Source organism: Yersinia hibernica, from assembly GCF_004124235.1.
In the GTDB taxonomy this organism is placed as follows: domain Bacteria; phylum Pseudomonadota; class Gammaproteobacteria; order Enterobacterales; family Enterobacteriaceae; genus Yersinia; species Yersinia hibernica.
This window is the reverse complement of record NZ_CP032487.1, coordinates 2,430,699-2,453,786: the sequence shown is the minus strand read 5'-3', so window position 1 is coordinate 2,453,786 and position 23,088 is coordinate 2,430,699. Positions and strand designations below refer to the sequence as shown.

Sequence of the window (23,088 nt, the reverse complement as noted above, 5' to 3'; positions counted from 1 at the left end):
TGGCCCTGTCAATACGCAGCTGAATATCAGCGTTTTTGATGAATATATGTCAGTGCCAGTGCCATCGCCAGAACCAGCCCTTTGATGATATCCATCGCATAGTAAGGCACTGACAGCATCACCAGGCCATTTTGCAACACCCCGAGGATCACGGCACCAATTAAGGTACCGAAAGCATTCGGTTTGCCAGAACCGGCCAATGAGAAACCAATATAGGCCGCCGCCACCGCATCCATCAAGTAGCCGCCACCGGCATTGACTTGTGACGAGCCAATTCGTGATGCCAGTAAAATCCCGCCCAGTGCCGCCAACAGTGACGACAACACATAAGCCAATACCCGATAGCGGATGGTGCGAATGCCAGCCAGACGTGCAGCTTCTGGATTACCGCCAATGGCATACATGCGTCGGCCATGTTTAGTCAGCGATAAATACAATTGCACCACAATCGTTACCGCCAACATGATAAGCACGATCACCGGCACTTGGCCCAGTGCTGAAAACATCTCAGGAATGACACCTTCCGCCATATCGCCACTGGGTAGCAGCATATTCTGGGTGATAGAGCCGCCGTAGCTGTATGTCATTGCCACACCTTGAATCACGAACAGACTGGCCAGGGTCGCCAGCATGTCGGGGATTTTCAGTACCACAATCAGAAATGCATTAAACAAACCCACCAAAGTACAGACCAGTAAGGTCAGAATAATGGCGCCAGTGGTGCCAAAGCCGTACCAGACAAACAGCGACACTACGATGGCATTGGCCAGCGAAGCCGTCGAACCGACGGATAAATCAAAGCCGCCAATGGACAGGGAAATCGATACTCCGATGGCAATCACCGTCACAATGGCGATGGAGCGCAAAATATTGATGATATTGTTCGGGTCGAGGAAATTATCGGAGGCTAAGCCAAATAACGCGATTAGCGCCACAACGGTGAGCAACATCCCCCATTTGTAGAGAAAATCAAACAACTGGTGTCGCCACGGTTGGGTGTCTGGCAGGGATATTTCTTTGCTCACTGAGGCGTTCCTCCGGTTGAAAATAGTAATAATGTTTCTTCATCAACATCTGCGGCATTCAGTTCGGCGACAATGCGCCCATCCCACAACACACAGATACGAGAGCATAAACCGACCAATTCTGAGAATTCACCGGACGCATAAATAATGCCTTTTCCTTGTTGTGCTAGCCCGTCAATCAGATTGAATAAATCCTGTTTGGCTTTGATATCCACGCCTTTGGTGGGCTCATCAAAAATCAGCACTTGCGCATCCCCGCGCAGCCACTTACCAATCGCCACTTTTTGCTGATTTCCGCCAGACAGACGGGCCAGTTTTTGCTGCGGTGAGGAGGTGCGTATCCCAAGGCGCGCAATCAGCTCTGTTGCCCAACGCAACTCCTGATGGTGGCTAAAGATGCTCCAACGCGAAAAACTGTCATCGGCAGCCACACTGAGGTTCATCGGGATATTTTCGTGAATGAAAATACCCTCTTTGCGCCGCTCTTCCGGAACCAGAGCCAGCCCTTGGGCGACGGATTTTTCCGGCGAGCGCGGCCTCCACGGTTTGCCCTGTAATTCACCCTGATCAACCCGGCTCGGCGTGGCACCAAATAAGGCTTTGCACAGTTCGGTTTTACCGGCGCCAGCCAGCCCGGCAATCCCTAATATTTCCCCTTGATGTAAAGTCAGAGAGATATCACGCAGTTTATGCTGGTCATGCAACCCACTGACTGACAACAATGTTTTTCCACTCACGGCGCGGCGGCGCGGCGGGAAAATATCATCCAAGGTATGGCCGAGCATCTTTTCCACAATTTGCTCGCCACTCAGCTCGCCCATCAGATCATGGCTGACGCGCTTACCATCACGTAATACGGTCAGTTGGTCGCAAATTTCGTGTAATTCATGGATTCGGTGTGAAATAAAAACAATGGCTATACCTTCGGATTGCAAGCGGCGAACCACTCGAAACAGCCGGGCGCTCTCTTCTTGATCCAGTGGCGCGGTGGGTTCATCCAGAATGAGAAAACGACATTGATGGGAAAGGGCGCGGGCCAGCAGCACCTGCTGTTTCTCGGCCAAGGTGCAAGATTCCAGGCGCTGGCGCACATTCAATTTGAGATCCAGCTGCTTAAGTAGCGCTTCAGCCTGACGGTAAAGCTGCGGCCAGTTAAGCAGATGCCCCTGCTCGGCCAGTGCATCCAGCATAATATTTTCCGCCACAGACAGGGTGGGGATCAGCGCGACATCAACCTCTTGCTGAACCACATGAATGCCGTGCTGCTTTGCTTGGTGCGGGGAGTGAAGGTCTATCTGCTGACCATCAATATAGATTTCCCCGCGATAGTGACTGTGTGCACCTGAAAGGATCGCCATCAGGGTCGATTTTCCTGCGCCATTGGCACCGACCAATGCATGAGTCGAACCACCTTCCAGTGTAAAATCAACTTGTTGCAGGGCATGAAATCCAGAAAACGAGATAGAAATATTCCGCATCTCAAGGCGGGAGGAGGTGATGCTGGACATAAGTTTCGACCACTGCCCTATAAAGTATTTTAGCGAAACAGGCAGTCATTAATGCTACCAGTAGTCTTCTTTTTTAACACAGATTCCATTATTCGCAACAAACTAAAATAGTTAAGGTATATCAAAAAATTATTAAACAATGATAAGCATGCCCTTAAGATGGAAAAACACGAATAACATCGCAACTTAAAATAAATAATGATTTAAAAGGAACAGGGGCATGAGCGCGAACACAATCCGAGTGCAGGTGGGGCCTGCCAACTACTTTTCTTTCCCGGGTGCCATTGCCAAACTGAGTGAGTTTTATCCTCAGGCGGCGCTGGATAATGCGCTGTGGATCTATGGTGAGCGGGCATTGGTTGCCGCGAGTGATTACCTGCCGGCAGCATTTTATGCTCCACAGGCGGTACGGGCTCCATTTTCTACCCATTGCAGTGAATCGACGGTGACTGAATTGGTGCAACAGGCGGGCGGTGACCGTCAAGTCGTGATTGGCATTGGTGGCGGGGCGGTATTGGATACGGCAAAGGTGGTGGCGCGCAAACTCGGGCTGCCATTGGTGGCAATCCCGACGATTGCGGCAACTTGTGCGGCCTGGACACCACTTTCAGTCTGGTACAATGATGCTGGGCAAGCACTGAATTTCGAAATATTCAAAGATGCCAACCATTTGGTGTTAGTTGAGCCGCGTATTATTTTGCAGGCACCGGTGGAATATCTGCTGGCAGGAATTGGCGATACATTGGCTAAATGGTATGAGGCGGTAGTATTGAGCCCGCAGCCAGAAACGTTATCATTGACGGTTCGCTTGGGGTTGCAAGCCGCGCTGGATATTCGCAATGTGCTGTTAACACAGAGCGAAGCCGCTTTGCAGGCGGTCAAATTGGGCGAACTGACGCAAGATTTCCTGGATGTGGTGGATGCCATTATTGCTGGTGGTGGCATGGTCGGCGGGTTGGGGGAACGTTATACCCGGGTGGCGGCGGCACATGCGGTACACAATGGGTTGACACTGTTGCCGCAAACTGAGCATTTCCTGCATGGCACCAAAGTGGCCTATGGAATTTTAGTCCAGACCGCTCTGCTAGAGCAGGATGAAGCCTTGCAATCATTGATTGTGGCGTTTAATAAGTTGGGCTTGCCGACACATTTGGCTGCACTGGATGTTGATATTCATGATAGCGAGGCTATTGAGCGCGTAATTGGCCGAATTCTGCAACCGAGTGAGTCAATTCATTATCTGCCTGTTGCGCTAAATTCAGACAAAATATGGGCGGCGATTGAGCGGGTGGAAATTGCTGCTCAGCGCTGATGTAGCGGGGGAGTCGCCGTTTCGGGGCCGCTAAAATAATATTATCGTTTCAGGCGGTTTAACATCTTGTTTTTTGCTCTCAAGTTAGGGCAAAATACACCCCATGCAATAACCGACGTTTAAACGCGTCGGTTATTTTTTTGCATTCATGTTTTCACTAAATCAAGAGGCCGGACAACGATCCGGATAGATAAACAGGTTCGCGAGCGATTATTCACATACGAAAATCGCCGTTATGAGGAAAGAAAGATGGGGCAATTATTCACACTGGCACCGGTGCCCACCGGTATGCGCTGCACATGCAGCGATTATGGAGCAGCAGGTATGGCACATACCCGTTACACCGCTCTTGTTTCCCCACTGACGTATCCCAGGCAGATACGAAGTTTCCCCGTCACCTCTGACCTGCGAGCTACACTTGCAAATTGGGTTAAAGGTATGGGGAGGCTGAATCATGACGCATAATGCAACCGTTGCAGTCGGCACTAATCAAACTGGCACCAATAACCGCGTTCAACTCAGAAAAACCCTGACGTTGGTGCAAGTGGTGATGATGGGGCTGGCTTATTTACAGCCGATGACCATTTTCGATACTTTTGGCATTGTATCCGGCCTGACCGATGGTCACGTCGCGACCTCTTACGCCATTGCGTTGATTGCGGTGCTATTTACTGCCATCAGCTATGGCAAATTGGTTAAGCGCTTCCCATCTGCGGGTTCTGCTTATACCTACGCCCAGAAATCCATTAGCCCGAATGTTGGCTTTATGGTGGGTTGGTCATCACTGCTGGACTATCTGTTCATGCCGATGATTAACATCTTACTGGCAAAAATTTATCTCGAAGCTATTTTCCCAGGTGTGCCTTCATGGATTTTTGTCGGCGCGCTAGTTAGCCTGATGACGCTGTTCAACCTGCGTGGCATCAATGTGGTAGCGAATTTGAACACGATTATTGTGGTGGTTCAGGTGGCTATCATGGTGCTCTTTATGGGGCTGTTGATTCACGGTGTTTATCAAGGTGAAGGTGCGGGTACCTTGGTTAGCCCTCGCCCGTTCTACTCTGAAAATGCCCATTTGGTGCCGATGATAACCGGGGCAACGATACTGTGCTTCTCATTCCTCGGTTTTGACGGTATCAGCTCACTATCAGAAGAAACACCGAATGCCGGTAAAGTGATTCCCAAAGCGATTTTCCTGACGGCATTAATCGGCGGTATCATTTTTATTACGGTGTCTTATTTCCTGCAACTTTATTTCCCGGATATCTCGCGCTTTAGTGATCCTGATGCGTCGCAGCCGGAAATCATGTTGTTTGTTGCCGGTAAATTCTTCCAGTCAGTCATTCTGTGCTTCTCTTGTGTCACGGTATTGGCATCTGGTATGGCGGCCCATGCGGGCGTTTCGCGTTTGCTGTATGTGATGGGCCGTGACGGGGTATTCCCGGAGAAAGTGTTTGGTTACGTGCACCCGAAATGGCGTACACCGGCCATCAACGTGTTGCTGGTCGGTGGTGTGGCACTGTCTGCTATCTCCTTTGATTTGGTGACGGCAACAGCATTGATTAACTTCGGTGCATTGGTCGCCTTTACGTTCGTTAACTTGTCGGTGATTTCACAGTTTTATATCCGTGAGCGCCGCAACCGCACGTTTAAGGATCATTTCAGCTACCTGATTCTGCCGATGATTGGTGCAGGAACCGTCGGAGTGCTGTGGATGAATCTGGAAAGTAGCTCAATGACACTGGGCTTGGTATGGGGGGCTATTGGCCTGCTGTATATGGTCTGGAAAACCCGCGCTTTCCGCCAGGCACTGCCACAGTTTAATGGCGAATTAGCACAGTAACTGTGTTTGCATTATTGCTGATTAAAACGGAGCCTGATGGCTCCGTTTTTTATGGGATAAAATCCATTACCGATATCAACTCACCAGATCTCTGGCGTAGTCAAACAGCGCTTTTAGCAGGGCCAACTTCTCTTTATCGTCCTCATACTGGTTATAGAACTGTTCCAGTTGCAGCACATAGTCTTGCACTCGCTCAGGGCTGAGTGCGGCGCGGCGATGCTCTAACCAGCGCTGATGTTCCCCATCAGTCAAGGTATTGGGGTAATTACGTGCGCGAAAGCGGAAAAACAGTTGCTCCAGTCGTGGGTCTTGGAATGTCAAATCAAGCGCCGGCAGGTTTTGCGGCTCAGTTTGCAGAATAATTTTCATGGTGGTGCGGTCGGCATCACTGAAAAAGCCATTATACAGCTGGGCATCCACATCATCAGAAACTACAAAAGCCTCGGCCTCAGCATACAACGCCACCACTTTTTCACGGATTTGCGGGTTCTGCCGCAGTAGTTGTAAATTATCCAGGCAGCGCTGGCGGTCAATACCCAAACGCTCGGCATTCTCAGCCAACAGTGTTTTAGCCGGTGCCAGCACCGGGCATTTATTGATATGCACCAATTTTAGCGGCACCGCAGCCTCTTCTGCTTTGAGTTTATCGCGGCGGGTATACAGCCGTTCGCGCAGCGCATCGCTGTCCAATTCCAGTAACGGCGACATATCCCCCGCTAAGTCACACATAATCACCGCATTTTTATTGTCGGGATGCCATGCCAGTGGTGCCACCCAACTGGTATTACCGCGTGCTGCGCCAAACATGCCGGACACATGAACCAGCGGCGTCATATCTGCGATATCAATTAGTGCGTTTATTTTATGTTTACTGCGGTGCTGATAAAGATAATCAAACAGCCGTGGTTGCGCCTGTTTTACCAATTTTGCCATAGCAATGGTGGCATACACATCGGACATTGCATCATGGGCATGTAAGTGTTCGACGCCATTGGCTTTGGTCAAATGCTCTAATTTGAAACTGGGTAGGCCATCTTCGTTTTCCGGCCAGATAATACCGTCCGGTCGCAGGGCGTAGCAGGCACGCATCACATCAAGCAAGTCCCAGCGAGAATTCCCCCCTTGCCAGCTGTAGGCATAGGGGTCGTAAAAATTGCGATAGAAAATATTGCGGCTAACTTCATCATCGAAACGAATATTGTTGTAGCCGAGAATGCAGGTGCCGGGCACATTGAAAGCCTGATGGATTTGGCGGGCAAATTCAGCTTCATTCACCCCATTGGCTAAGGCATGTTGCGGGGTAATCCCGGTAATCATCACGGCTTCTGGCTGCGGTAGATAGTCATCTGCGGGCTGGCAGTAAACCACCAGTGGCTCTTCGATGATATTGAAATCCAAATCGGTGCGCACCCCAGCAAACTGTGCTGGCCGGTCTAATGCCGGGTGCTGGCCGAAAGTTTCATAATCGTGGACGTAAAATGTTGGTTGCTTATTTTTATCTGACATTATTCAGTTTAACCCTTAATTCTTATGGTCATTCTTTATGGTGGGTCTCCGCTAGCGGTAGGCCGCAGTGACCAAAGGCATTGGTTTTAGAATATCATTTCCCACGTGCTGGGACGTCAGGATTTATTTTGAAATAATTATGTTTCACTCAGGGTATACCGATCTAACTAATATTTACCTGCCGTTTACTTAGTTATTCATACAATTCGCCTACTGAACATAATAAGTAGGACTCATAGTGAAAACACTTCTATTAACCGGTGCCACTGGTTTTCTGGGCGGAGCTGTACTCGAAAAACTATTGTTGGAAAACTCAGATTTTAATTATTTATTATTGGTCCGGGCTAACACACCGGAACAGGGGCTGACTCGTATTCGAGAGAATATGGCAAAATTTTATCTCCCGAGTGGGCGCTTGAATAAAATAAATGTCAGCCATATTTTATTAGGCGATTTAGCGGAACCGGACAGTTTTATTAATGACCCGCGTATTGACGAGGTGACGCATGTTATTAATTGTGCGGCTGTTGCTTCCTTCGGTAATAATCCATTAATTTGGAAAGTGAATGTCGATGGCACATTAGCTCTTGGCAAGAGAATGGCACAAGTTGCTGGTTTGAAACGGTTTATTCATGTTGGCACCGCCATGTCTTGCACTCCAGATGCAGACACTGTGGTCAGTGAGCAGGTTTTATCTGCTGAAGATCACGCACATTTGGTCGAGTACACCAAATCTAAATCGGCTATTGAACGTTTACTGGCAGAAGAGTGCCCAGAGTTACCGCTGGTATTTGCCCGGCCATCAATTGTTGTTGGGCATACTCGTCTGGGTTGCCAACCTTCCAGTAGCATCTTCTGGGTATTCCGTATGGCACTAATGCTGCGCAAATTCATGTGCTCATTGGATGACCACATTGATGTTATTCCAGTTGATTACTGTGCCGATGCTTTATTGTGTATTTTGCAACATCCTAATTTACCGGAGAATATCTATCATATTTCTGCCGGAGAAATGGGCAGTGTCAGCTTTGCCGAAATTGATCAAGCCATGTCTTCAGCCGCCAGACAAAAACCGGTGGGTACGGATTATCGCCAGGTGGAATACGGCGTATTGGTGCAGATGCGCAATCAACTAAAAGGTATTTTCGGCCCCTGCAATGAGCGCTTAATGTTGAAAGCCATGCGCTTATATGGTGCTTTTGCCATGCTTAACGTGCGGTTTAGTAATGAACGTTTGCTTAGTCTGGGTATGCCAAGGTCACCACGGTTCACCGATTATATTGCTTGCTGTGTTGAGTCCAGCTCTGGCGTGTCTATTGTGCAACAAATGGCGGTTGATTTTAAATAAGCCGGTTTCCCCGTCGGAAATCTCTGACGGGGAATATTTCCCCCTCTGATCTGTTCCTGCCACTTTTGGTAACGGTTAAGCCGGTGCCAACGCGAAATAACTCGGCTAGACTTAGGTTTTTCTGTCTTATTGGAAATAGGTCTGTCGTGCGCCTGAACAAAAAAATATCGCCATTGGACAACCTGATTTATACCCATTACCGTTTTACTCACGCTTTACGTATTACGCTGGCGTTTATCCTAACATTCTTGATTATCCGTTTACTGGCGATTCCAGAGGGCACTTGGCCGCTGATAACATTAGTGGTGGTGATGGGGCCAATATCCTATTGGGGTAATGTGTTGTCCCGGGCGATGCAGCGTATTGGCGGAACTGTTTTTGGCGCGATATCGGGTTTGATAGCGCTGTATCTTGAAACTTATTCTCTAACATTTATGCTGGCTTGGTGTGGGGTAGTGATGTTCTTTTGTGGCTACCTGACCTTGGGCAAACGGCCCTATATGGCCCTGCTAATTGGTATCACGCTGACGGTGGTGTGTGGGTCTGCTCCCGGGGATATGCATACCGCGCTGTGGCGCAGTGGCGATGTTATTTTTGGCTCACTATTGGCGCTGGTTTTTACCAGTGTCTATCCACAGCGGGCTTTTACCCATTGGCGTATGCAAATGAGTGATAATCTGCGCGCGCTCAGCCAAGTTTATGCTGCTTACTTGTCGCCGAATGTTATCGACCGCCCGCGATTAGAGCCAAAACTAAAAGCCGCGCTCAATCAAGCGGTGAAAATGCGTACGTTTATTGTACCCGCCAGTAAAGAATCCCATATTAATAAAGATGTGTTTGAGGCTATTCAGACATTAAGCCGCAATCTGATTTGCACATTAGAATTATTGGTAGATGCATATTGGTCATCGCGGGAAAGTCATTTTATTATGCTCAATGCCAAAGGGTTACGAAACACCCAATTGGTGACTGTCCGCACTCTGAATACATTAAGTGACAGCTTGCGTGATGGTTCCCCGGCCCGCGAGCGCGAAGTGGCCAGTGAGTTGAGTGAAATCTCGACCGAATTGAAATCATTGATGTTGGCTGTCACGCAAGAACAGCAGGTAGAAACGCCGATTTATGGCTATGTTTGGTTGAGTATGGAGTTAACCAAACAGCTTGAGGAATTGGACTTTCTGATTAATATGACCTTACGCAGGTGATCGATTGGGTGTTAAGGCAGATGAAATTTCTGTCTGGCGGGTAAAGCAGGTAAGATAAGCCAATGAATCTTGTCACCAGGCACGGCAAAGCGGTATGGTGCAGGTAGCTTGGTCACCAGCAATTGAATTTGTGTAAAACTTAAGTGAAGGTGTGAAAATGGATAATGCAAGTAAGCCAACTTTCCAGGACGTTTTGGAGTTTGTGCGTATGTTCCGTCGCAAAAACAAGTTGCAGCGTGAAATCGTTGATAACGAAAAGAAAATCCGTGATAACCAAAAACGCGTTCTGTTGCTCGATAACTTGAGTGAATACATCAAGCCAGGGATGAGCATCGAAGAGGTTCAGGCCATTATCGCTAACATGCGTGGTGACTACGAAGATCGTGTTGATGATTACATCATCAAAAATGCTGATTTGTCCAAAGAACGCCGTGAATTGTCGAAAAAACTGAAGGCGATGGGCGAGGTTAAATAACTTCACCCAGGTTTGATAGCTTATTTTAATGCTATTAAGAGTAAGGCTGGTATTGATTGCCAGCCTTTTCTTTTGAACAAAACCCCCTTAGTTTGATGGTTTGTTCTGTCGCAAAAAACTCAAGGCGGGCAATTTCGTGCCTTTAACAAAGATAAATGCCAACAATAGCGAGCCCCACAGCGCCATGGTGATATAGCTGCTCACTCCCATGATATTCAGCCCACTTTCCAGCATTTGCAGTAAGAATAGCGCTAACACTATGCCGAAAATCTTACCAAATCCGCCATCAGGATTAACTCCGCCCAAGACTGTCGCTAGGATAGTGATAAGTAGCAATGATTCGCCGTAAGAAGCTTTGGCCGAATTAAGTTTGGACATCATCAACAATGCCGCGACAGCGCACAGTAACGATGAAATCACATACACCCAAATCAGCGTGCGGCGGGTATTGATCCCAGAGAAAAAGGTGGCTTTTTCATTAGAACCGGACAGATATATCTGGCGGCCCAGTGGGGTCTTCGCCAAGATAAGCCAAATAACCAACGCCACCGCCGCAAACAGATAAAGCGGCACGGGAACGCCGAGGAAATAGCTGCGATCTAATGCCAGCACATAGTTGGGAAAATTCGAAATCGCCGAGCCTTTGGAGATAAGCACATTCACGCCTTTGAGCAAGGTCATGATGCCCAATGTCGCCAAAATAGGGGAGACCCGCACCACTGAGATAAGCACCCCATTGATAACTCCCACCACCAAGGCAACCGAAGCCCCCGCCAACAGCATCAATATCATTGAACTGAATGTTGGTTCAAGTTGGGTACAAACCCATGCCATGACTAATGCACTGGCATTCGCCGTAGCAATAATGGATAAGTTGATCCCGCCGGTCAGCATGGTGATAGCCATTGCCAGCGTCAATACTCCCGCCACGGGAATTTGTGAGGCGATGGATTGGAAGTTAGCCGCAGACCAGAATACCTGAGGGATCAGGAGGCTGAATACCACCGCCACCAGCACCAGCAGTGCGACCAGCCAGCGCTCGGTATGATCACGTTGAGTTGTTTTCGACATGGTTATATTCCTACCTTATGACGTTGGCCCCAGGCCGTCACACTGATACTGATGATAATCACCAGACCGATAACCACGGTATGCCAGTACGACGAAATACCCAGTAAATTCAAACCATTTTGCAGTATTGCCAGCAAAATCACCCCCAGTAGAGTGCCGGTTAGGGTACCGCGCCCGCCGACAATACTGGTGCCACCCAACACGACCGCCGCCAATACAGTGAGTTCATAACCCAGCAATGAGTCTGGTGCTACCGTCAACACGGTATAGGATTGCACCACCCCGGCAATACCGGATAAGAAGCCCATATAGCCATAAACAAACAGTTGCAGTTTAAGAATGCTGAATCCCATGCGGGATGCCGCTTCCTGATTGCCGCCCAATGCATAAATTTGCCGGCCAATACTGGTGCGAGTCATCAGCAGGGCAGTGACAATAATGGTCACCAGCAATGTCAAAATAGGCAGTGAAAGACCATAATCATAACCATCCGCAGCGGTGAAAGAGAACAACATTGGGCCGTGTTCGAACCATTCCGGATAGGTATACAGCCAGACTCCCCGGCTGAGATACAGCAATAATCCGTAGAATATATTTAGCGTAGAAATGGTAATAATGATGGATGGGACGCGCAGGCGATTAACTAATAGCGCATTAATCAACCCTAGTAATAAGCCGATGCCGCCAGCCAGTGCGAAAGCCACGGGGAAGTTACCACCAAACTTCACAATTAATGTCACCATGACATATTGCGAGATAATGGTCATCGCCGGGAATGAAATATCAATACCGCCAGAAATCAACACGATAAACAAGCCACACGCCAAAATGGTCAACATGGCATAGTTATTTATCAAGTCATAAATATTAGCGAGGGTGAGAAAGTCAGGGCTGGTGAAAGTAAGATAAGTCGAAATAATCAATATAGTGAAAGCCAGCATCACTTCATGGCGTTTCAGATTTTCTTTGTTGAATAAACCCGTTTTACCGACATCAGATTTATTAAGTGCATGGGGGTTAGCCATTTACTACCTCCGCAATGGCTGCTTCGCTGCTGTTACTCGGCAAGAACTGCTGCACAAGCCGCCCAGACCGCATAACTAAAATGCGGTGGCTATTAAAGTAAGCTTCATCAATCTCATCGCACACCATTAACACCGCAATTCCCCGTGCAGCCAGGGCATTGATAATATTATAAATACCGGCTTTGTTGGCAATATCCACCCCTACAGTTGGGGAGTCGAGGATCAAAATTTGCGGGTCAGTTGCCAGCCATTTGGCGATGGCAATGCGCTGGGCATTGCCGCCAGACAATGTATTGACCGGCAAATCGCTATTACCGATTTTGATCGACAAGTGTTTGACCATATCTTCCACCAGAGTATCGACTCGTTCAGTCCGCATCAGGTGGAAAGCATTTTTAAGCCGATGTAATACGGTGGCGCTGATGTTGTCGCGGATGGATTGCGCCATAATCAGCCCGGTGCTCATACGGTCTTCCGAGACATAGCCCACACCGGCGGCAATGGCATCGCGGTTGCTGGTGAAATACACTGGCTTATCATTGATACGAATGGTTCCAGACTCAGGCATAGTTAAACCAAATAGGCTGAGGCACAATTCGGTGCGGCCAGAGCCGAGCAAGCCGACCAGTGAAACAATTTCGCCGGGGTGCAAAGTCAGTGAAATATTGTGGTATTCGTTTCCACGCGACAACTCTTCGACCGCCAGCACGGCCGGGCGCGCGGCACTGTACGGGGGCAGCACCTGAAAATCAAACTTCATCCCGGTCATCAACCAAGCCAGGCGCTGGTTATCTACCTCGGTCGCGGGGTAGGTGCCAACCCAATTGCCATCTTTCAGCACGGTAATTCGGTCTGAAATTTCCAGCACTTCGCTCAGCCGGTGGCTGACAAATACCACGCAGATATTGCGTGATTTCAGTTCATGCACCACCCGCAGCAAGCCGTTAACCTCTTGGCGGGTCAGCGAGGCGGTAGGTTCATCCATGACAATGAGGCGAGCATCCTGTGCCAGTGCGCGACAGATAGCGACTAATTGTTTCTGGGCGATAGGCAAATCCTCGACCAATTCGTCCAGATTAAGGTGGGCATCAATACTGTTAATGACGCGCTCGGCGGTTTCCCGCATCTGGTGCTTATTCACCCACAGATGGTGGTGATAATGGTTCATGGCGATATTTTCAGCCACGGTCAGATTGGGAAATAATGATAAATCTTGATAAATCACCTGAATTCCCAGGCGGACAGATTCAATCGGGGTTAGCGTAGAGTAAGTTTTACCGTCAATGGTAATTGCGGCATCGGTATCGGGTTGATAAACACCGGAGATAATCTTAATCAGTGTCGACTTGCCACAACCGTTCTGCCCCGCGAGGCAGTGAACCTCACCCGGTAACAGGGTCATAGCGACCTTATTGAGTGCTTTGACGCCATAAAAGGTCTTACTGATATTTTCTAAAGTAATGAATGGCTGCATACATCCTCTTGATTCAGGTGGGCATTAATGGCAGAGCCGAGGGCAGTTCCCGGCTCTGCGATAACACAAAGAATCAATACAGCGAGTCTACGTTGTCTTTGGTGACCCGTAACACATTATGGAATTGAATCAGGTGTTTACCCTGATCAACTTCGGCTTTACCCACCCCAGGGATCTCCATGCCAGTTTCGATTTTCTCGCCTTTCAGCACTTTGTCCGCCACGGCAGTCATGGCATAGCCGGCAGAACCTGGGTCATAAGTGACGCCCATGGCGATATCACCACTTTTAACCAATGACGCCGCCTGAGACGGGATCATCATGCCAAATACGTGAACATTGTTTTTCGCGCGTTTTTCTTTCACGGCGCGGCCAGCACCAATCGGGCCTTGTGAACCGAAGGCCACGATACCTTTCAAATCGCTATGGGCTTTCATCAGGTCTAATGTCGTGCGGCGTGAGTCATCAATGCTCTCAGCAACAGGCATACGGCTGGTGACTTCAAACATTTCCGGATAATGCTCTTTCTGGTATTTAACAAACAAATCGGCCCACAGATTATGTTGTGGCACCGTCAGGCTGCCGACATAAATGACATACCCGCCTTTGCCGCCCATCGCTTTTGCCATTTCTTCCACATTATCTGCGGCGAATTTGGCGTTATCGATGATTTCGATATCCCAGTTAGCGCTCGGCTGCCCCGGAGATTCGTTGGTTAATACCACGATACCGGCATCACGCGCTTTCTTGAATACCGGCTCCAGCACATCGGCATCGTTCGGTACAATACTGATGGCACTGACTTTCTTGGCAATCAAATCTTCAATGATCTTAACTTGCTGTGGGGCATCAGTGCTGGAAGGCCCGACTTGATAGGCTTTAATCCCGAGGTCTTTCCCGGCTTTTTCCACTCCTTCACCCATACGGTTAAACCATGGCATTCCCGCGATTTTCGAGATATTGACGACTTCCACTTCTTGCGCCAGTGCACTACCTGAGCACACCATCATGCTGAATACGCTGGCTGCCAATAACGTTTTTACACTCAGTTTTTTCATCTAAGGCTCCCGGAGCTAATGTAGGTTGAGGCTATCGTTGTTAGGTGTTGACGTAATATTCTGTATTAGTTAAGTTTTATTTATGTTTTTAAAAAAATGAAGATTTATTGGGAAACAGATTTTACATCCGTACTACATTCCCGTAGATGGACTCTACTGCCTCGATAGCTATTTTCCCCATATCTTTGAATGCTATTTACATGGATAAAATAGCTGCTTTCCCGGTTTGTGACTGGCGTCATGATTCTGAGGGGAGAAACAAAGACCGTTGCATAAAAATGGTCGGTGGAAGAGTAATAACAGCGTAGTTTACATGGACATTCTGGTTTGAGGTGTTTTAGCCGCTTATCTGCGGTTGCATCGCGGTGTGGCGGGGTTATCGCACCCCACCTGGCACCATGGTTAATAGATGTTGGCTTGGATAGTTTCGGCTGATATTGCGCTGGTGCAATTGCCAATAAAGTTGTTCTACGTCATGACGTTGACGGTCTAACAATAGCCCCACCACACTGCCGCTGTGTGCCACATTCAGTCCATATAAATCCAGATCCTCCACTAATTCTAATAAGGCGGAAAAATCCGGCTTGACCAACAAATGCTGGCTGGCTTCGGCACTCAGTGTGGTGGATTGGCCTAACAGGGCGTAATCGTGGTGCTCGGCGGCCTGAGTAAACAGTTGCCATGCTTGTGCCAAAGACGCCGCGCTTGCCCGCAGTGCAGTCTGGCGATGGCGGCGGTGATAGTCTTCAGTATTGAGTGTTTCTGGGCTTTCCAGCAGCAAAATATCGATGCTGGGCTGCCAATCATAAGAAATTTGTGTGGCGGCGGTTTGATGGTCAAACAACGTCAGGCGCTGAAACAAGGTGCTGTCGGTGGGTTCCAAAGCGACACACAAACCAGCCAGTGTTGCCTCGTCCAGTGTTTCACCCAGATGGCGAGCTGTGGCCAATGCGGTAGCGGCAATATCGGCGGTACTGCTGGCCAGCCCTTTAGCCACCGGAATCGTGGACTCAAAACTGATATGCAGGCCACGGGCGCTGTCGGCAGGTTGGTCGAAGTAAGCCAGTACCGCCCGCAGCATTTGGCGCATACGTGGCCGCTCGCAGTGGCCCGGAACTCCGTCAGCGACTGACACGGTGCTAAACCAATTTACCGGGCAGGAAATCAGCTTCTCGCCGCCCAGTATCCAGCCCTGAATCAACTCACCACAGGAGGCGGGGCAGCGGGCTTCAGCCATGGCCGAAAACCTGCTGCAAGGCGCTGACCAACAGCCGATTATCCGCCGCACTTTTGATGGCCACACGGTAGTGATCGCGCGTCAATCCTGGGTAGTTAGCACAATGGCGGATCAGAATATGATGCTGCAATAATGCCTGCTGCAGATTAATCTCTGGCCTCAAGCAGTGCAGGAAGAGATAGTTGGCGCGGCCTTGCCATACACGCAGTGCGGGTAGGGCGCAGAGTTGCTGATATAGCCAATGTTGCTGTTGGGCCAACCATTGATGAGTGGCTTGAATATAAGGTTGGTCGTCGAGAATAATCTCACCGGCCAGTGCGGCAAATGCATTGATGGTCCAGGGTTCGCGTTGTTGTTTCATATGCCGGATGCCCGCCAGATCACCACTGAGTAGGTAACCTAAACGCAGCCCCGGAATGGCAAAAAACTTGGTCAGCGAGCGTAAGACATACAGGCCGGGGAAATCCGCCAATTGCGGGATAAGCCCCGGTTCCTCGGGCAGAAAATCAAGAAAGGCTTCGTCAACAATTAAGGCGATATGGTGTTGATAGCAGCAGCGCACAATAGCTTGCAATAGCGCCGCATCCGGCATCAGGCCCGTGGGATTATTCGGCGTTGCCAGAAACAGGCAATCCGGGCGTAATTGCACTAAAACTTCTAGCAGCCGTTCATCGGGCTGGTAGCCATCTGCTGCACTCATCGCATAGTTGTGAATCTGGCAACCCACCCGTTGCAGGGCCCGGCGGTATTCAGCAAAACTCGGCGTTAACAGCAGGGCGCTGCGCGGTTGCAGATAATGCACCACGGCGTAAATCAGTTCGGTGGCACCGTTGCCCGCCATGATATTCTCCGGCAAGCAATGGTGGGCGCGTGCCAATGCACTGTGCAATTGGCGATACTCAACATCGGGGTAGTGCTCCGCGCGAGCTAACTGCGCAACAATGGCCTTTTTTAGAGAATCTGGCATCCCTAGTGGATTAATATTGGCACTAAAATCAATGATATTCTCTGCATCAGTTCCGATTTTTAGTGCCATTTCCAGCACATTCCCACCATGCTCACTCATTGCGGCGTCATACCCCTATTTAGCTTGTGTGTTTAGAGTACCATAAGCGAGGGAATTGAGTTTAGCGACAACGCCTCTGGTGTGAATGCCAGTATATCGCGCAGGCGCACGACATCACCAATAACAATCAGCGCCGGTGCCGATAAGCCTTGTGCCGCCACTTGATCCGCTAATGTGGTCAGGGTGCCGCTGGCCACTTGCTGTTGCTGGTGGCTGGCATACATCACCACCGCAGCAGGGGTGGCCGGTGCTTTACCGCCGGCAATCAATTGCTGGCAAATGGTGGTCAGCTGAGTCATCCCCATCAGAATAATCAGCGTGCCTTCCAGTTTGGCTAATGTCGCCCAATCTTGTGGTTCATTGCCTTGGCGCAAATGGCCGGTAATGACGTGAAAGCCAGAGGCATAATCACGATGCGTTACCGGGATCCCGGCATAGGCCAGCCCGCCGATAGCGGAACTTATCCCCGGCACCACTTCAAACGGGATCTCCGCCAGCGCCAGCGCCTCAGCTTCTTCACCGCCGCGGCCAAACACATACGGGTCGCCGCCTTTGAGCCGCACCACATTTAATCCGCGCTGGGCGCAATCGACCAGAATCTGATTAATTTGTGGCTGCGGCACCAAGTGGTGATTTGGGTTTTTGCCCACATTAATCATTTCACAGCCATCTGGCGCTTCCGCCAGCAGCTCGGCACAGACTAAACGGTCATAAACCAGAGCATCGGCGCGACGAATAGCATGTAAGCCCTTGACTGTAATCAATGCTGCATCCCCAGGCCCTGCGCCCACTAGCCAAACTTTCCCACTGTTCATATTGTCTCTCATTGTGCGGCCAGCGCTGGTTGTACCGGCAGGTTCAGTGCCACGCGCATGACATCACGGGCAATCATTAATTCTTCATTGGTATTGACGATGGCAATTTGCACGGCAGCATTATCCTGCTGGATAAAAAACTGATTTCTTGCATTTTTATCTTCGTCCAGTTCAATGCCAAGAAACCCTAGCTCGCGGCATATCTGTTGACGGGCATGGCGGGCATTCTCACCAATGCCACCGGTAAAGATAAGTGCGTCAATCCCACCCAATTGCACAATATAGCTGCCAATGACCGCGCGGATCCGCTCGGCGAATAGCGCCAGAGCCACGGCGGCCCGGGGATTACCCTGGTTTGCGGCCTGCTCGACATCGCGGTAATCATGTGAGATGCCGGAGACCCCCAGTAAGCCGGATTGGTTGTTAATCAGCTGGTTAATTTCGACCGCACTTTTGCCCTCGGTTTGTTGAATAAAAGGTAAAATAGAGGGGTCAATATCACCGCTGCGGGTGCCCATCATGATGCCGGCCTGGGGGGTGAAGCCCATCGAGGTATTGACCGAGTGCCCATGGCCAATGGCGCAGATGCTGGAGCCGTTACCCAGATGGCAAGAGACAATCCGCAAGGTTTCCAGGGGCCGCCCCATCCGTTCGGCACAGACTGCGCTGACATATTTATGGCTGGTGCCGTGGAAACCATAGCGGCGAATGCCCAGCTCCTCATAGTAGCGCCACGGCAGCGGGTAGAGATAAGAAGTCTGGCTAAGTGTTTGGTGGAATGCAGTATCAAACACGGCCACAGCGCGGGCATGGGGCAGAGCATGCAAGAATACCCGAATGCCCAAGGCGTTAACTGGGTTATGCAATGGGGCCAGCGCGCCAAGTTGTTCAATTTTATCCAGTACTTGCGGGGTTATCAGCACCGAATCGGCAAAAGCCTCGCCGCCGTGAGCAACACGATGGCCGACGCCGATGATCTCATCCAGCGAATCAATAATATTGTGCTCAATCAGCGCGCTAAGTAGGTATTCAGCACCTTGACGGCAATCGGCAATCGGGCGTGTTTCTCGCCATTTCACATCACCGGCGCGCAGGTTAAACACGGCGTCATCCATGCCAATGCGCTCAATAAGCCCCTGACACAGCACTTGCTCGTCCTGTTGGCCGTTTTGTGCATTTAGCATGGAAAACAACTGAAATTTCAACGAAGAACTGCCGGCGTTAATCGCCATAATCTTACCGGGCATGCGACTCTCCAGAATGATTCAAATAAGTCATAAGGTCAGTTAACCCCTCGCCGGTGTGCGCCGAGGTGATGAAAATATGCTGTGCGCCCGCTTGAGTGAGGCAGTCCGCCGCCCAGCTCAGTTGATTGGGATGGCTGACACTGTCGGCTTTGCTGATAATGCCGATTACCGGCCGGTTGAATACCTGCGCCAGCATCGGCGCAAACCAGCTTTGCGTGGCATCGGCGTTTTGCACCAAGCCCACCACGTCGGCCTCACAAGCACTGGCCAATAACGCACTGTATAAACAACGGTTTTCCAAATATTCACCCGGTGTATCGATGGCATTGTCTTGCCAGATAATGGACTGGGTTTTCTGATAATTCAGTGCCTCGCCATGCAGGCGCTGAATCAGCGAGGTTTTGCCGCACTGACTGGGGCCAATTAACATAATGCGTTGCATGGCATCAGGTCCGCGTCATCGGGCAGGCGGTAAATTTCATCATGTCGCCCAAGGTGTGAATCACTTGCTTGAGGGCATATTCCACCGCCGAAACATCGCCGGTAAACACCACCGCCCCGGTGAAGCGGTCAATAAAACCAATCTCAACCGCCCCAGACTTGGTGGCGATATCACTGGCAATAATGGAAGCCTCACTCGGGGTGATGGTCAAAATGCCAATGGCGCTACTGACATCGTTTAGCCCCAATTTTTTATAAAGCGCCTTATTAGGGTTGGCTATCAGATGCGCGAGAGTTATCTGTTTGCCGGGAACATATTCTTGAATCACGCGCTCGGGGGGGCTGTTCGCTTCCATCATGCCTCCTGAACTAACTGACGCCACAGCGCCTCATGGGGCCGCGGGATAGTGGCGCTGTAAACCAACAATCCTTTCTCACCAGCACACTGGCTGGCCACATCCACTGCCGTTTGCACATCGGCAATATCGCCACTGAGCACCTGATAACATTTGCCGCCGATGCCAAATGCCATATGAATGCGCACCAGAGTGACATTGGCGGCTTTAACCGCGCGGTCAGCTGCGGTAATACAGGCCGCCACACTCCAGGTTTCCACTACCCCTGCGGCTTGGCGGTTTTCCACCGGATTTAGGCCGCTGATGGCCGGTAATACCGAGGGGTGAAGATTGGGGAGCACGATGCTGTCGACCAATAAGTGGCCGCTGTGCCGTTCACCATTTTGTACCGACTGACTAACGGCACCGATAGCGCCTCCCACCATCAGCAAATACTTGCCGGGGCACAGTGTTTTGCTGACCAACAAGTTGACGTTGGCGCTTTTCAGCATCAGGTCGCAGACCTCCATCCCTTTGGCGATACTGCTTAATTCAACAATTCCAATGGCTTGTGACATGCCCATTCCTCTTAAGAAAGCCGCTCAATGGTGATGGCGTTGGCGCTGATGGCGGTGACAACACCACGAATACTGGCGTGCAGTGCTGCGCCCAAGGCGTTATCCGGGATTTGCCCGATGAGTTGGCCTTGTTCAACCCGCTCGCCCACTGTCACAACAGTTTCTGACGCCGCACCAATGTGTTGGCGCAGCGGCAAAATCACCTGCTGCGGCAGATAGACTGCCTCGTCAAATGGGGCGGGCTGATACCAATCGGTTAAATCCAGGCGGGCAATGAGTCGCGATATTGGCACCATGCGGTAATTGGCCATTGGGTCGGCCTCGCGCAGTTCTCCTTGATAGCGAGCGCCTTGTGCGCGTAATTGTGTTTTCAGCAAGCGGTTAATGCGCATGGGCGAGATATCCACCGGGCAGGCATAGCTTTCGCACACACCACATTCCGAGCAAGTAAGGGCGCTGAGTAAGATGTCCGGCGTGGCAATTTGTTGATAAATAATGGCGCGCACCAGCAGATGCGGCGGCAATTCATGGCCGATCAAATGGCGTGGACACAGCTCGGTACACATGCGGCACTGCTCGCATACGGTGCGGGCAATGGCGAGCACGTCTTGATCACTGCGGGCGCGGCGGGTGATTAATAAATGATGCGCTGGCAGCACCAATAAGCCGCCGGTAGTTTTGGTTACCGGTTGGTCGAGGTCATGCAGGGCGTGGCCCATCATCGGGCCGCCATTAATATAGGCGGGATTATCAATAGTGACGCCACCGGCCAGCGCCAGCACTTCGCGCAGGGGGGTACCCAGTGGCACGGTTAGTGTTAAGGGCCGCGCCACCGCGCCATTCACCGTCAAGGTACGGCGAGTGACTGGCCATTGTTGTTCAACCGCGCGTGCCACATTGAGCAGGGTTTGCACATTATTGACCACCACGCCAATACTGACGGGCAGGGCGGCCGGTGGCACCCGGCGGCCAGTGGCCAGCCAGATAGTGATGACTTCATCCCCGGCGGGGTAAACATCGGGTAAAGTATGTAACCGAATTTGCGCAGGTAACAGCGGAGTGAGTGCGGCAATCGCCTCTACATATTTGGCTTTCAGGGCAATAATGCCTTCGCGCGCACCGGTAGCGGTCATGCCATACAGCACGCCACGCACCAGCCGCGCCGCCTGACGAGGAATCAATTGCTGGTCCACTTTCAGCATTGGCTCACACTCCGCGGCATTGACCAGGAAAATCTCAGCCTGTGCCTGAAGTTTCACTGCTGTTGGGAACCCGGCCCCGCCCGCACCAACAACTCCAGCATCACGCACCCGCTGTTGGATAGTGGTGGCATCACATTGCGCCAGCTCGCCATAGGCGGGAGGCGAGCGCAGCAATGGGGCATCTGGCATCTGTATATCACTCATAAAGTGCCTCGATGATTCCACGGATATCATTATCATCAGCCGGACGCGGATTGGTGCGTAATGTCACATCGGCCTGAGCGGCGGTAATCATGTCTGGAATGCGTTGTTGTAACTGGCGTTCGTCGACTTTCATTGCCGCCAGTGGTTGAGGTAGCCCGCATTGGCGTTTCAGTAACTCAATCTGGTGAATCAACTGATTGACCGCCGCGCTGTCATCACCATTGGCTGGGCTGAAATGGCATAATTTCGCCAGCCGAGCATAGCGCTTGCGTGCCCGGGCATCCGCGGCGTTAAAACGAATGACCGGCACCAGTAGCAGGGCATTTGCTAAACCATGCGCGATGTGAAATTGGCCGCCCAATTGGTGAGCAATGGCATGATTGATGCCAAGCCCGGCCTGACTGAACGCCATGCCCGCTAGAGTAGAAGCATTGTGCATTTTGCCGCGGGTAATTAGGCAATCACCTTTACGGCAAGCGGTTGGTAAATAACGGAATACAATCTGAACCGCTTTCTCTGCCAATGCATCGGTAAAGTCACTAGCACGCGGTGATACATAGGCTTCCAGCGCATGTGTCAACACGTCCAATCCGGTATTGGCGGTGATAACCGGTGGCACACTCGCTACCAACGCCGGATCCAAAATGGCGATATCCGGGTAAATTTCATCGTCAAATAGCGGATATTTAATGCTTTTTTCCGGGTCACTGATGACGCAAGCGCTGGTCACTTCAGAACCGGTGCCGCTGGTGGTCGGGATAGCAATGCAGGTTTCTATCTCCAGCCCTTGTTTGCGGCTAAACCAGACCATAGCTTTGGCGGCATCCAGTGCTGATCCCCCTCCAAAGCCAATCACGATGTCGGGGTGCTGTGTGTGCATTTGTTCAATGCCTTTCACCACCGTGGCGATGTTCGGATCTGGCGTAATATCACTGAACAGACTTATCTGGTTGTCTGCGGGTAGCGCTTGTTTCAGGCGGTCTAACAATGGCGAGGTCGCCAGAAAGCCGTCACACACAATCCAGATTTTACGCTGCTGGAAACGTTGCAGCACTTTAAGGCTGCCTTCCCCGCTATAAATGCGAGTTTGTAGGAAAAAAGTCTTCATACGACC

Annotated in this window: 22 protein-coding genes; 6 read left to right on the top strand and 16 right to left on the bottom strand. The window is 50.6% G+C overall.

Annotation, left to right across the window (positions count from 1 at the left end):
* Nucleotides 1–26: 26 nt before the first annotated feature.
* Nucleotides 27–1,025 (bottom strand): ABC transporter permease, encoded by a 999-nt coding sequence (locus D5F51_RS11615; RefSeq protein ID WP_129196867.1) that lies wholly within the window; start codon nucleotides 1,023–1,025, stop codon nucleotides 27–29.
* Complete coding sequence (locus D5F51_RS11610; protein ID WP_129196865.1) at nucleotides 1,022–2,533, bottom strand: sugar ABC transporter ATP-binding protein; 1,512 nt, start codon at nucleotides 2,531–2,533, stop codon at nucleotides 1,022–1,024. Before D5F51_RS11610 ends, D5F51_RS11615 begins: the two co-directional genes overlap by 4 nt.
* Before the next feature lie 220 nt (nucleotides 2,534–2,753).
* Between D5F51_RS11610 and D5F51_RS11605 the strand changes: the two genes are divergently transcribed.
* The 3 genes from D5F51_RS11605 (at nucleotide 2,754) to D5F51_RS11595 (ending at nucleotide 5,688) form a co-directional block, all read left to right on the top strand.
* Nucleotides 2,754–3,845, top strand: a complete 1,092-nt coding sequence (locus tag D5F51_RS11605) for an oxidoreductase (RefSeq protein ID WP_129196863.1) — start codon at nucleotides 2,754–2,756, stop codon at nucleotides 3,843–3,845.
* A 249-nt stretch (nucleotides 3,846–4,094) separates the two neighbouring features.
* Nucleotides 4,095–4,310 carry a hypothetical protein gene (locus D5F51_RS22920; RefSeq protein WP_129196861.1) on the top strand — a complete coding sequence of 72 codons (216 nt, stop codon included), beginning with the start codon at nucleotides 4,095–4,097 and terminating at the stop codon, nucleotides 4,308–4,310.
* Complete coding sequence (locus D5F51_RS11595) at nucleotides 4,300–5,688, top strand: APC family permease (protein WP_025377804.1); 1,389 nt, start codon at nucleotides 4,300–4,302, stop codon at nucleotides 5,686–5,688. Before D5F51_RS22920 ends, D5F51_RS11595 begins: the two co-directional genes overlap by 11 nt.
* 75 nt (nucleotides 5,689–5,763) lie before the next feature.
* Here D5F51_RS11595 and sbcB read toward each other — a convergent pair whose 3' ends face one another.
* The gene (gene sbcB, locus D5F51_RS11590) at nucleotides 5,764–7,194 is read right to left on the bottom strand and encodes an exodeoxyribonuclease I (protein ID WP_025377805.1); all 1,431 of its coding nucleotides are present in this window, start codon (nucleotides 7,192–7,194) and stop codon (nucleotides 5,764–5,766) included.
* 238 nt (nucleotides 7,195–7,432) lie between these two features.
* Between sbcB and D5F51_RS11585 the strand changes: the two genes are divergently transcribed.
* The 3 genes from D5F51_RS11585 (at nucleotide 7,433) to tmaR (ending at nucleotide 10,222) form a co-directional block, all read left to right on the top strand.
* On the top strand, nucleotides 7,433–8,542 hold the full coding sequence (locus tag D5F51_RS11585; RefSeq protein ID WP_129196859.1) for an SDR family oxidoreductase: 1,110 nt from the start codon (nucleotides 7,433–7,435) through the stop codon (nucleotides 8,540–8,542).
* Nucleotides 8,543–8,688: 146 nt separating this feature from the next.
* Nucleotides 8,689–9,747: an FUSC family protein gene (locus tag D5F51_RS11580; protein ID WP_129196857.1), complete on the top strand. Its 1,059-nt coding sequence runs from the start codon at nucleotides 8,689–8,691 to the stop codon at nucleotides 9,745–9,747.
* Nucleotides 9,748–9,904: 157 nt separating this feature from the next.
* The gene (gene tmaR, locus D5F51_RS11575) at nucleotides 9,905–10,222 is read left to right on the top strand and encodes a PTS system regulator TmaR (RefSeq protein WP_002217522.1); all 318 of its coding nucleotides are present in this window, start codon (nucleotides 9,905–9,907) and stop codon (nucleotides 10,220–10,222) included.
* An 87-nt stretch (nucleotides 10,223–10,309) separates the two neighbouring features.
* On the opposite strand, the gene D5F51_RS11570 is transcribed toward tmaR, so the two are convergent.
* The 13 genes from D5F51_RS11570 to D5F51_RS11510 all read right to left on the bottom strand — a co-directional run bounded on the left by D5F51_RS11570 (nucleotide 10,310) and on the right by D5F51_RS11510 (nucleotide 23,082).
* Nucleotides 10,310–11,293: an ABC transporter permease gene (locus D5F51_RS11570; protein ID WP_129196855.1), complete on the bottom strand. Its 984-nt coding sequence runs from the start codon at nucleotides 11,291–11,293 to the stop codon at nucleotides 10,310–10,312.
* A 2-nt stretch (nucleotides 11,294–11,295) separates the two neighbouring features.
* Nucleotides 11,296–12,234, bottom strand: a complete 939-nt coding sequence (locus D5F51_RS11565; RefSeq protein WP_245994947.1) for an ABC transporter permease — start codon at nucleotides 12,232–12,234, stop codon at nucleotides 11,296–11,298.
* A 76-nt stretch (nucleotides 12,235–12,310) separates the two neighbouring features.
* On the bottom strand, nucleotides 12,311–13,792 hold the full coding sequence (locus tag D5F51_RS11560) for a sugar ABC transporter ATP-binding protein (RefSeq protein WP_162301729.1): 1,482 nt from the start codon (nucleotides 13,790–13,792) through the stop codon (nucleotides 12,311–12,313).
* A gap of 73 nt (nucleotides 13,793–13,865) precedes the next feature.
* Nucleotides 13,866–14,801: an autoinducer 2 ABC transporter substrate-binding protein gene (locus tag D5F51_RS11555; RefSeq protein ID WP_227478293.1), complete on the bottom strand. Its 936-nt coding sequence runs from the start codon at nucleotides 14,799–14,801 to the stop codon at nucleotides 13,866–13,868.
* Between the two features lie 424 nt (nucleotides 14,802–15,225).
* Nucleotides 15,226–16,086, bottom strand: a complete 861-nt coding sequence (locus tag D5F51_RS11550; RefSeq protein WP_129196851.1) for a GHMP family kinase ATP-binding protein — start codon at nucleotides 16,084–16,086, stop codon at nucleotides 15,226–15,228.
* Nucleotides 16,079–17,152 carry a threonine-phosphate decarboxylase CobD gene (gene cobD / locus D5F51_RS11545; protein ID WP_129196849.1) on the bottom strand — a complete coding sequence of 358 codons (1,074 nt, stop codon included), beginning with the start codon at nucleotides 17,150–17,152 and terminating at the stop codon, nucleotides 16,079–16,081. Before cobD ends, D5F51_RS11550 begins: the two co-directional genes overlap by 8 nt.
* Before the next feature lie 32 nt (nucleotides 17,153–17,184).
* Complete coding sequence (gene cobA, locus D5F51_RS11540) at nucleotides 17,185–17,967, bottom strand: uroporphyrinogen-III C-methyltransferase (RefSeq protein ID WP_129196847.1); 783 nt, start codon at nucleotides 17,965–17,967, stop codon at nucleotides 17,185–17,187.
* A gap of 8 nt (nucleotides 17,968–17,975) precedes the next feature.
* Nucleotides 17,976–19,214: an acetate/propionate family kinase gene (locus D5F51_RS11535; RefSeq protein ID WP_087769149.1), complete on the bottom strand. Its 1,239-nt coding sequence runs from the start codon at nucleotides 19,212–19,214 to the stop codon at nucleotides 17,976–17,978.
* On the bottom strand, nucleotides 19,204–19,656 hold the full coding sequence (locus D5F51_RS11530) for a EutP/PduV family microcompartment system protein (protein ID WP_025377814.1): 453 nt from the start codon (nucleotides 19,654–19,656) through the stop codon (nucleotides 19,204–19,206). The genes D5F51_RS11535 and D5F51_RS11530 overlap by 11 nt, the downstream gene beginning before the upstream one ends.
* 4 nt (nucleotides 19,657–19,660) lie before the next feature.
* Nucleotides 19,661–20,011 carry an ethanolamine utilization microcompartment protein EutS gene (gene eutS, locus D5F51_RS11525; RefSeq protein WP_129199327.1) on the bottom strand — a complete coding sequence of 117 codons (351 nt, stop codon included), beginning with the start codon at nucleotides 20,009–20,011 and terminating at the stop codon, nucleotides 19,661–19,663.
* Nucleotides 20,011–20,568, bottom strand: a complete 558-nt coding sequence (locus D5F51_RS11520) for a BMC domain-containing protein (protein ID WP_129196846.1) — start codon at nucleotides 20,566–20,568, stop codon at nucleotides 20,011–20,013. The genes eutS and D5F51_RS11520 overlap by 1 nt, the downstream gene beginning before the upstream one ends.
* A gap of 11 nt (nucleotides 20,569–20,579) precedes the next feature.
* Entirely contained in the window at nucleotides 20,580–21,974 is a 1,395-nt protein-coding gene (locus D5F51_RS11515; protein ID WP_162301728.1) for a 4Fe-4S dicluster domain-containing protein, read from the bottom strand.
* Nucleotides 21,967–23,082 carry a 1-propanol dehydrogenase PduQ gene (locus D5F51_RS11510; protein WP_129196845.1) on the bottom strand — a complete coding sequence of 372 codons (1,116 nt, stop codon included), beginning with the start codon at nucleotides 23,080–23,082 and terminating at the stop codon, nucleotides 21,967–21,969. The genes D5F51_RS11515 and D5F51_RS11510 overlap by 8 nt, the downstream gene beginning before the upstream one ends.
* Nucleotides 23,083–23,088: the final 6 nt, after the last annotated feature.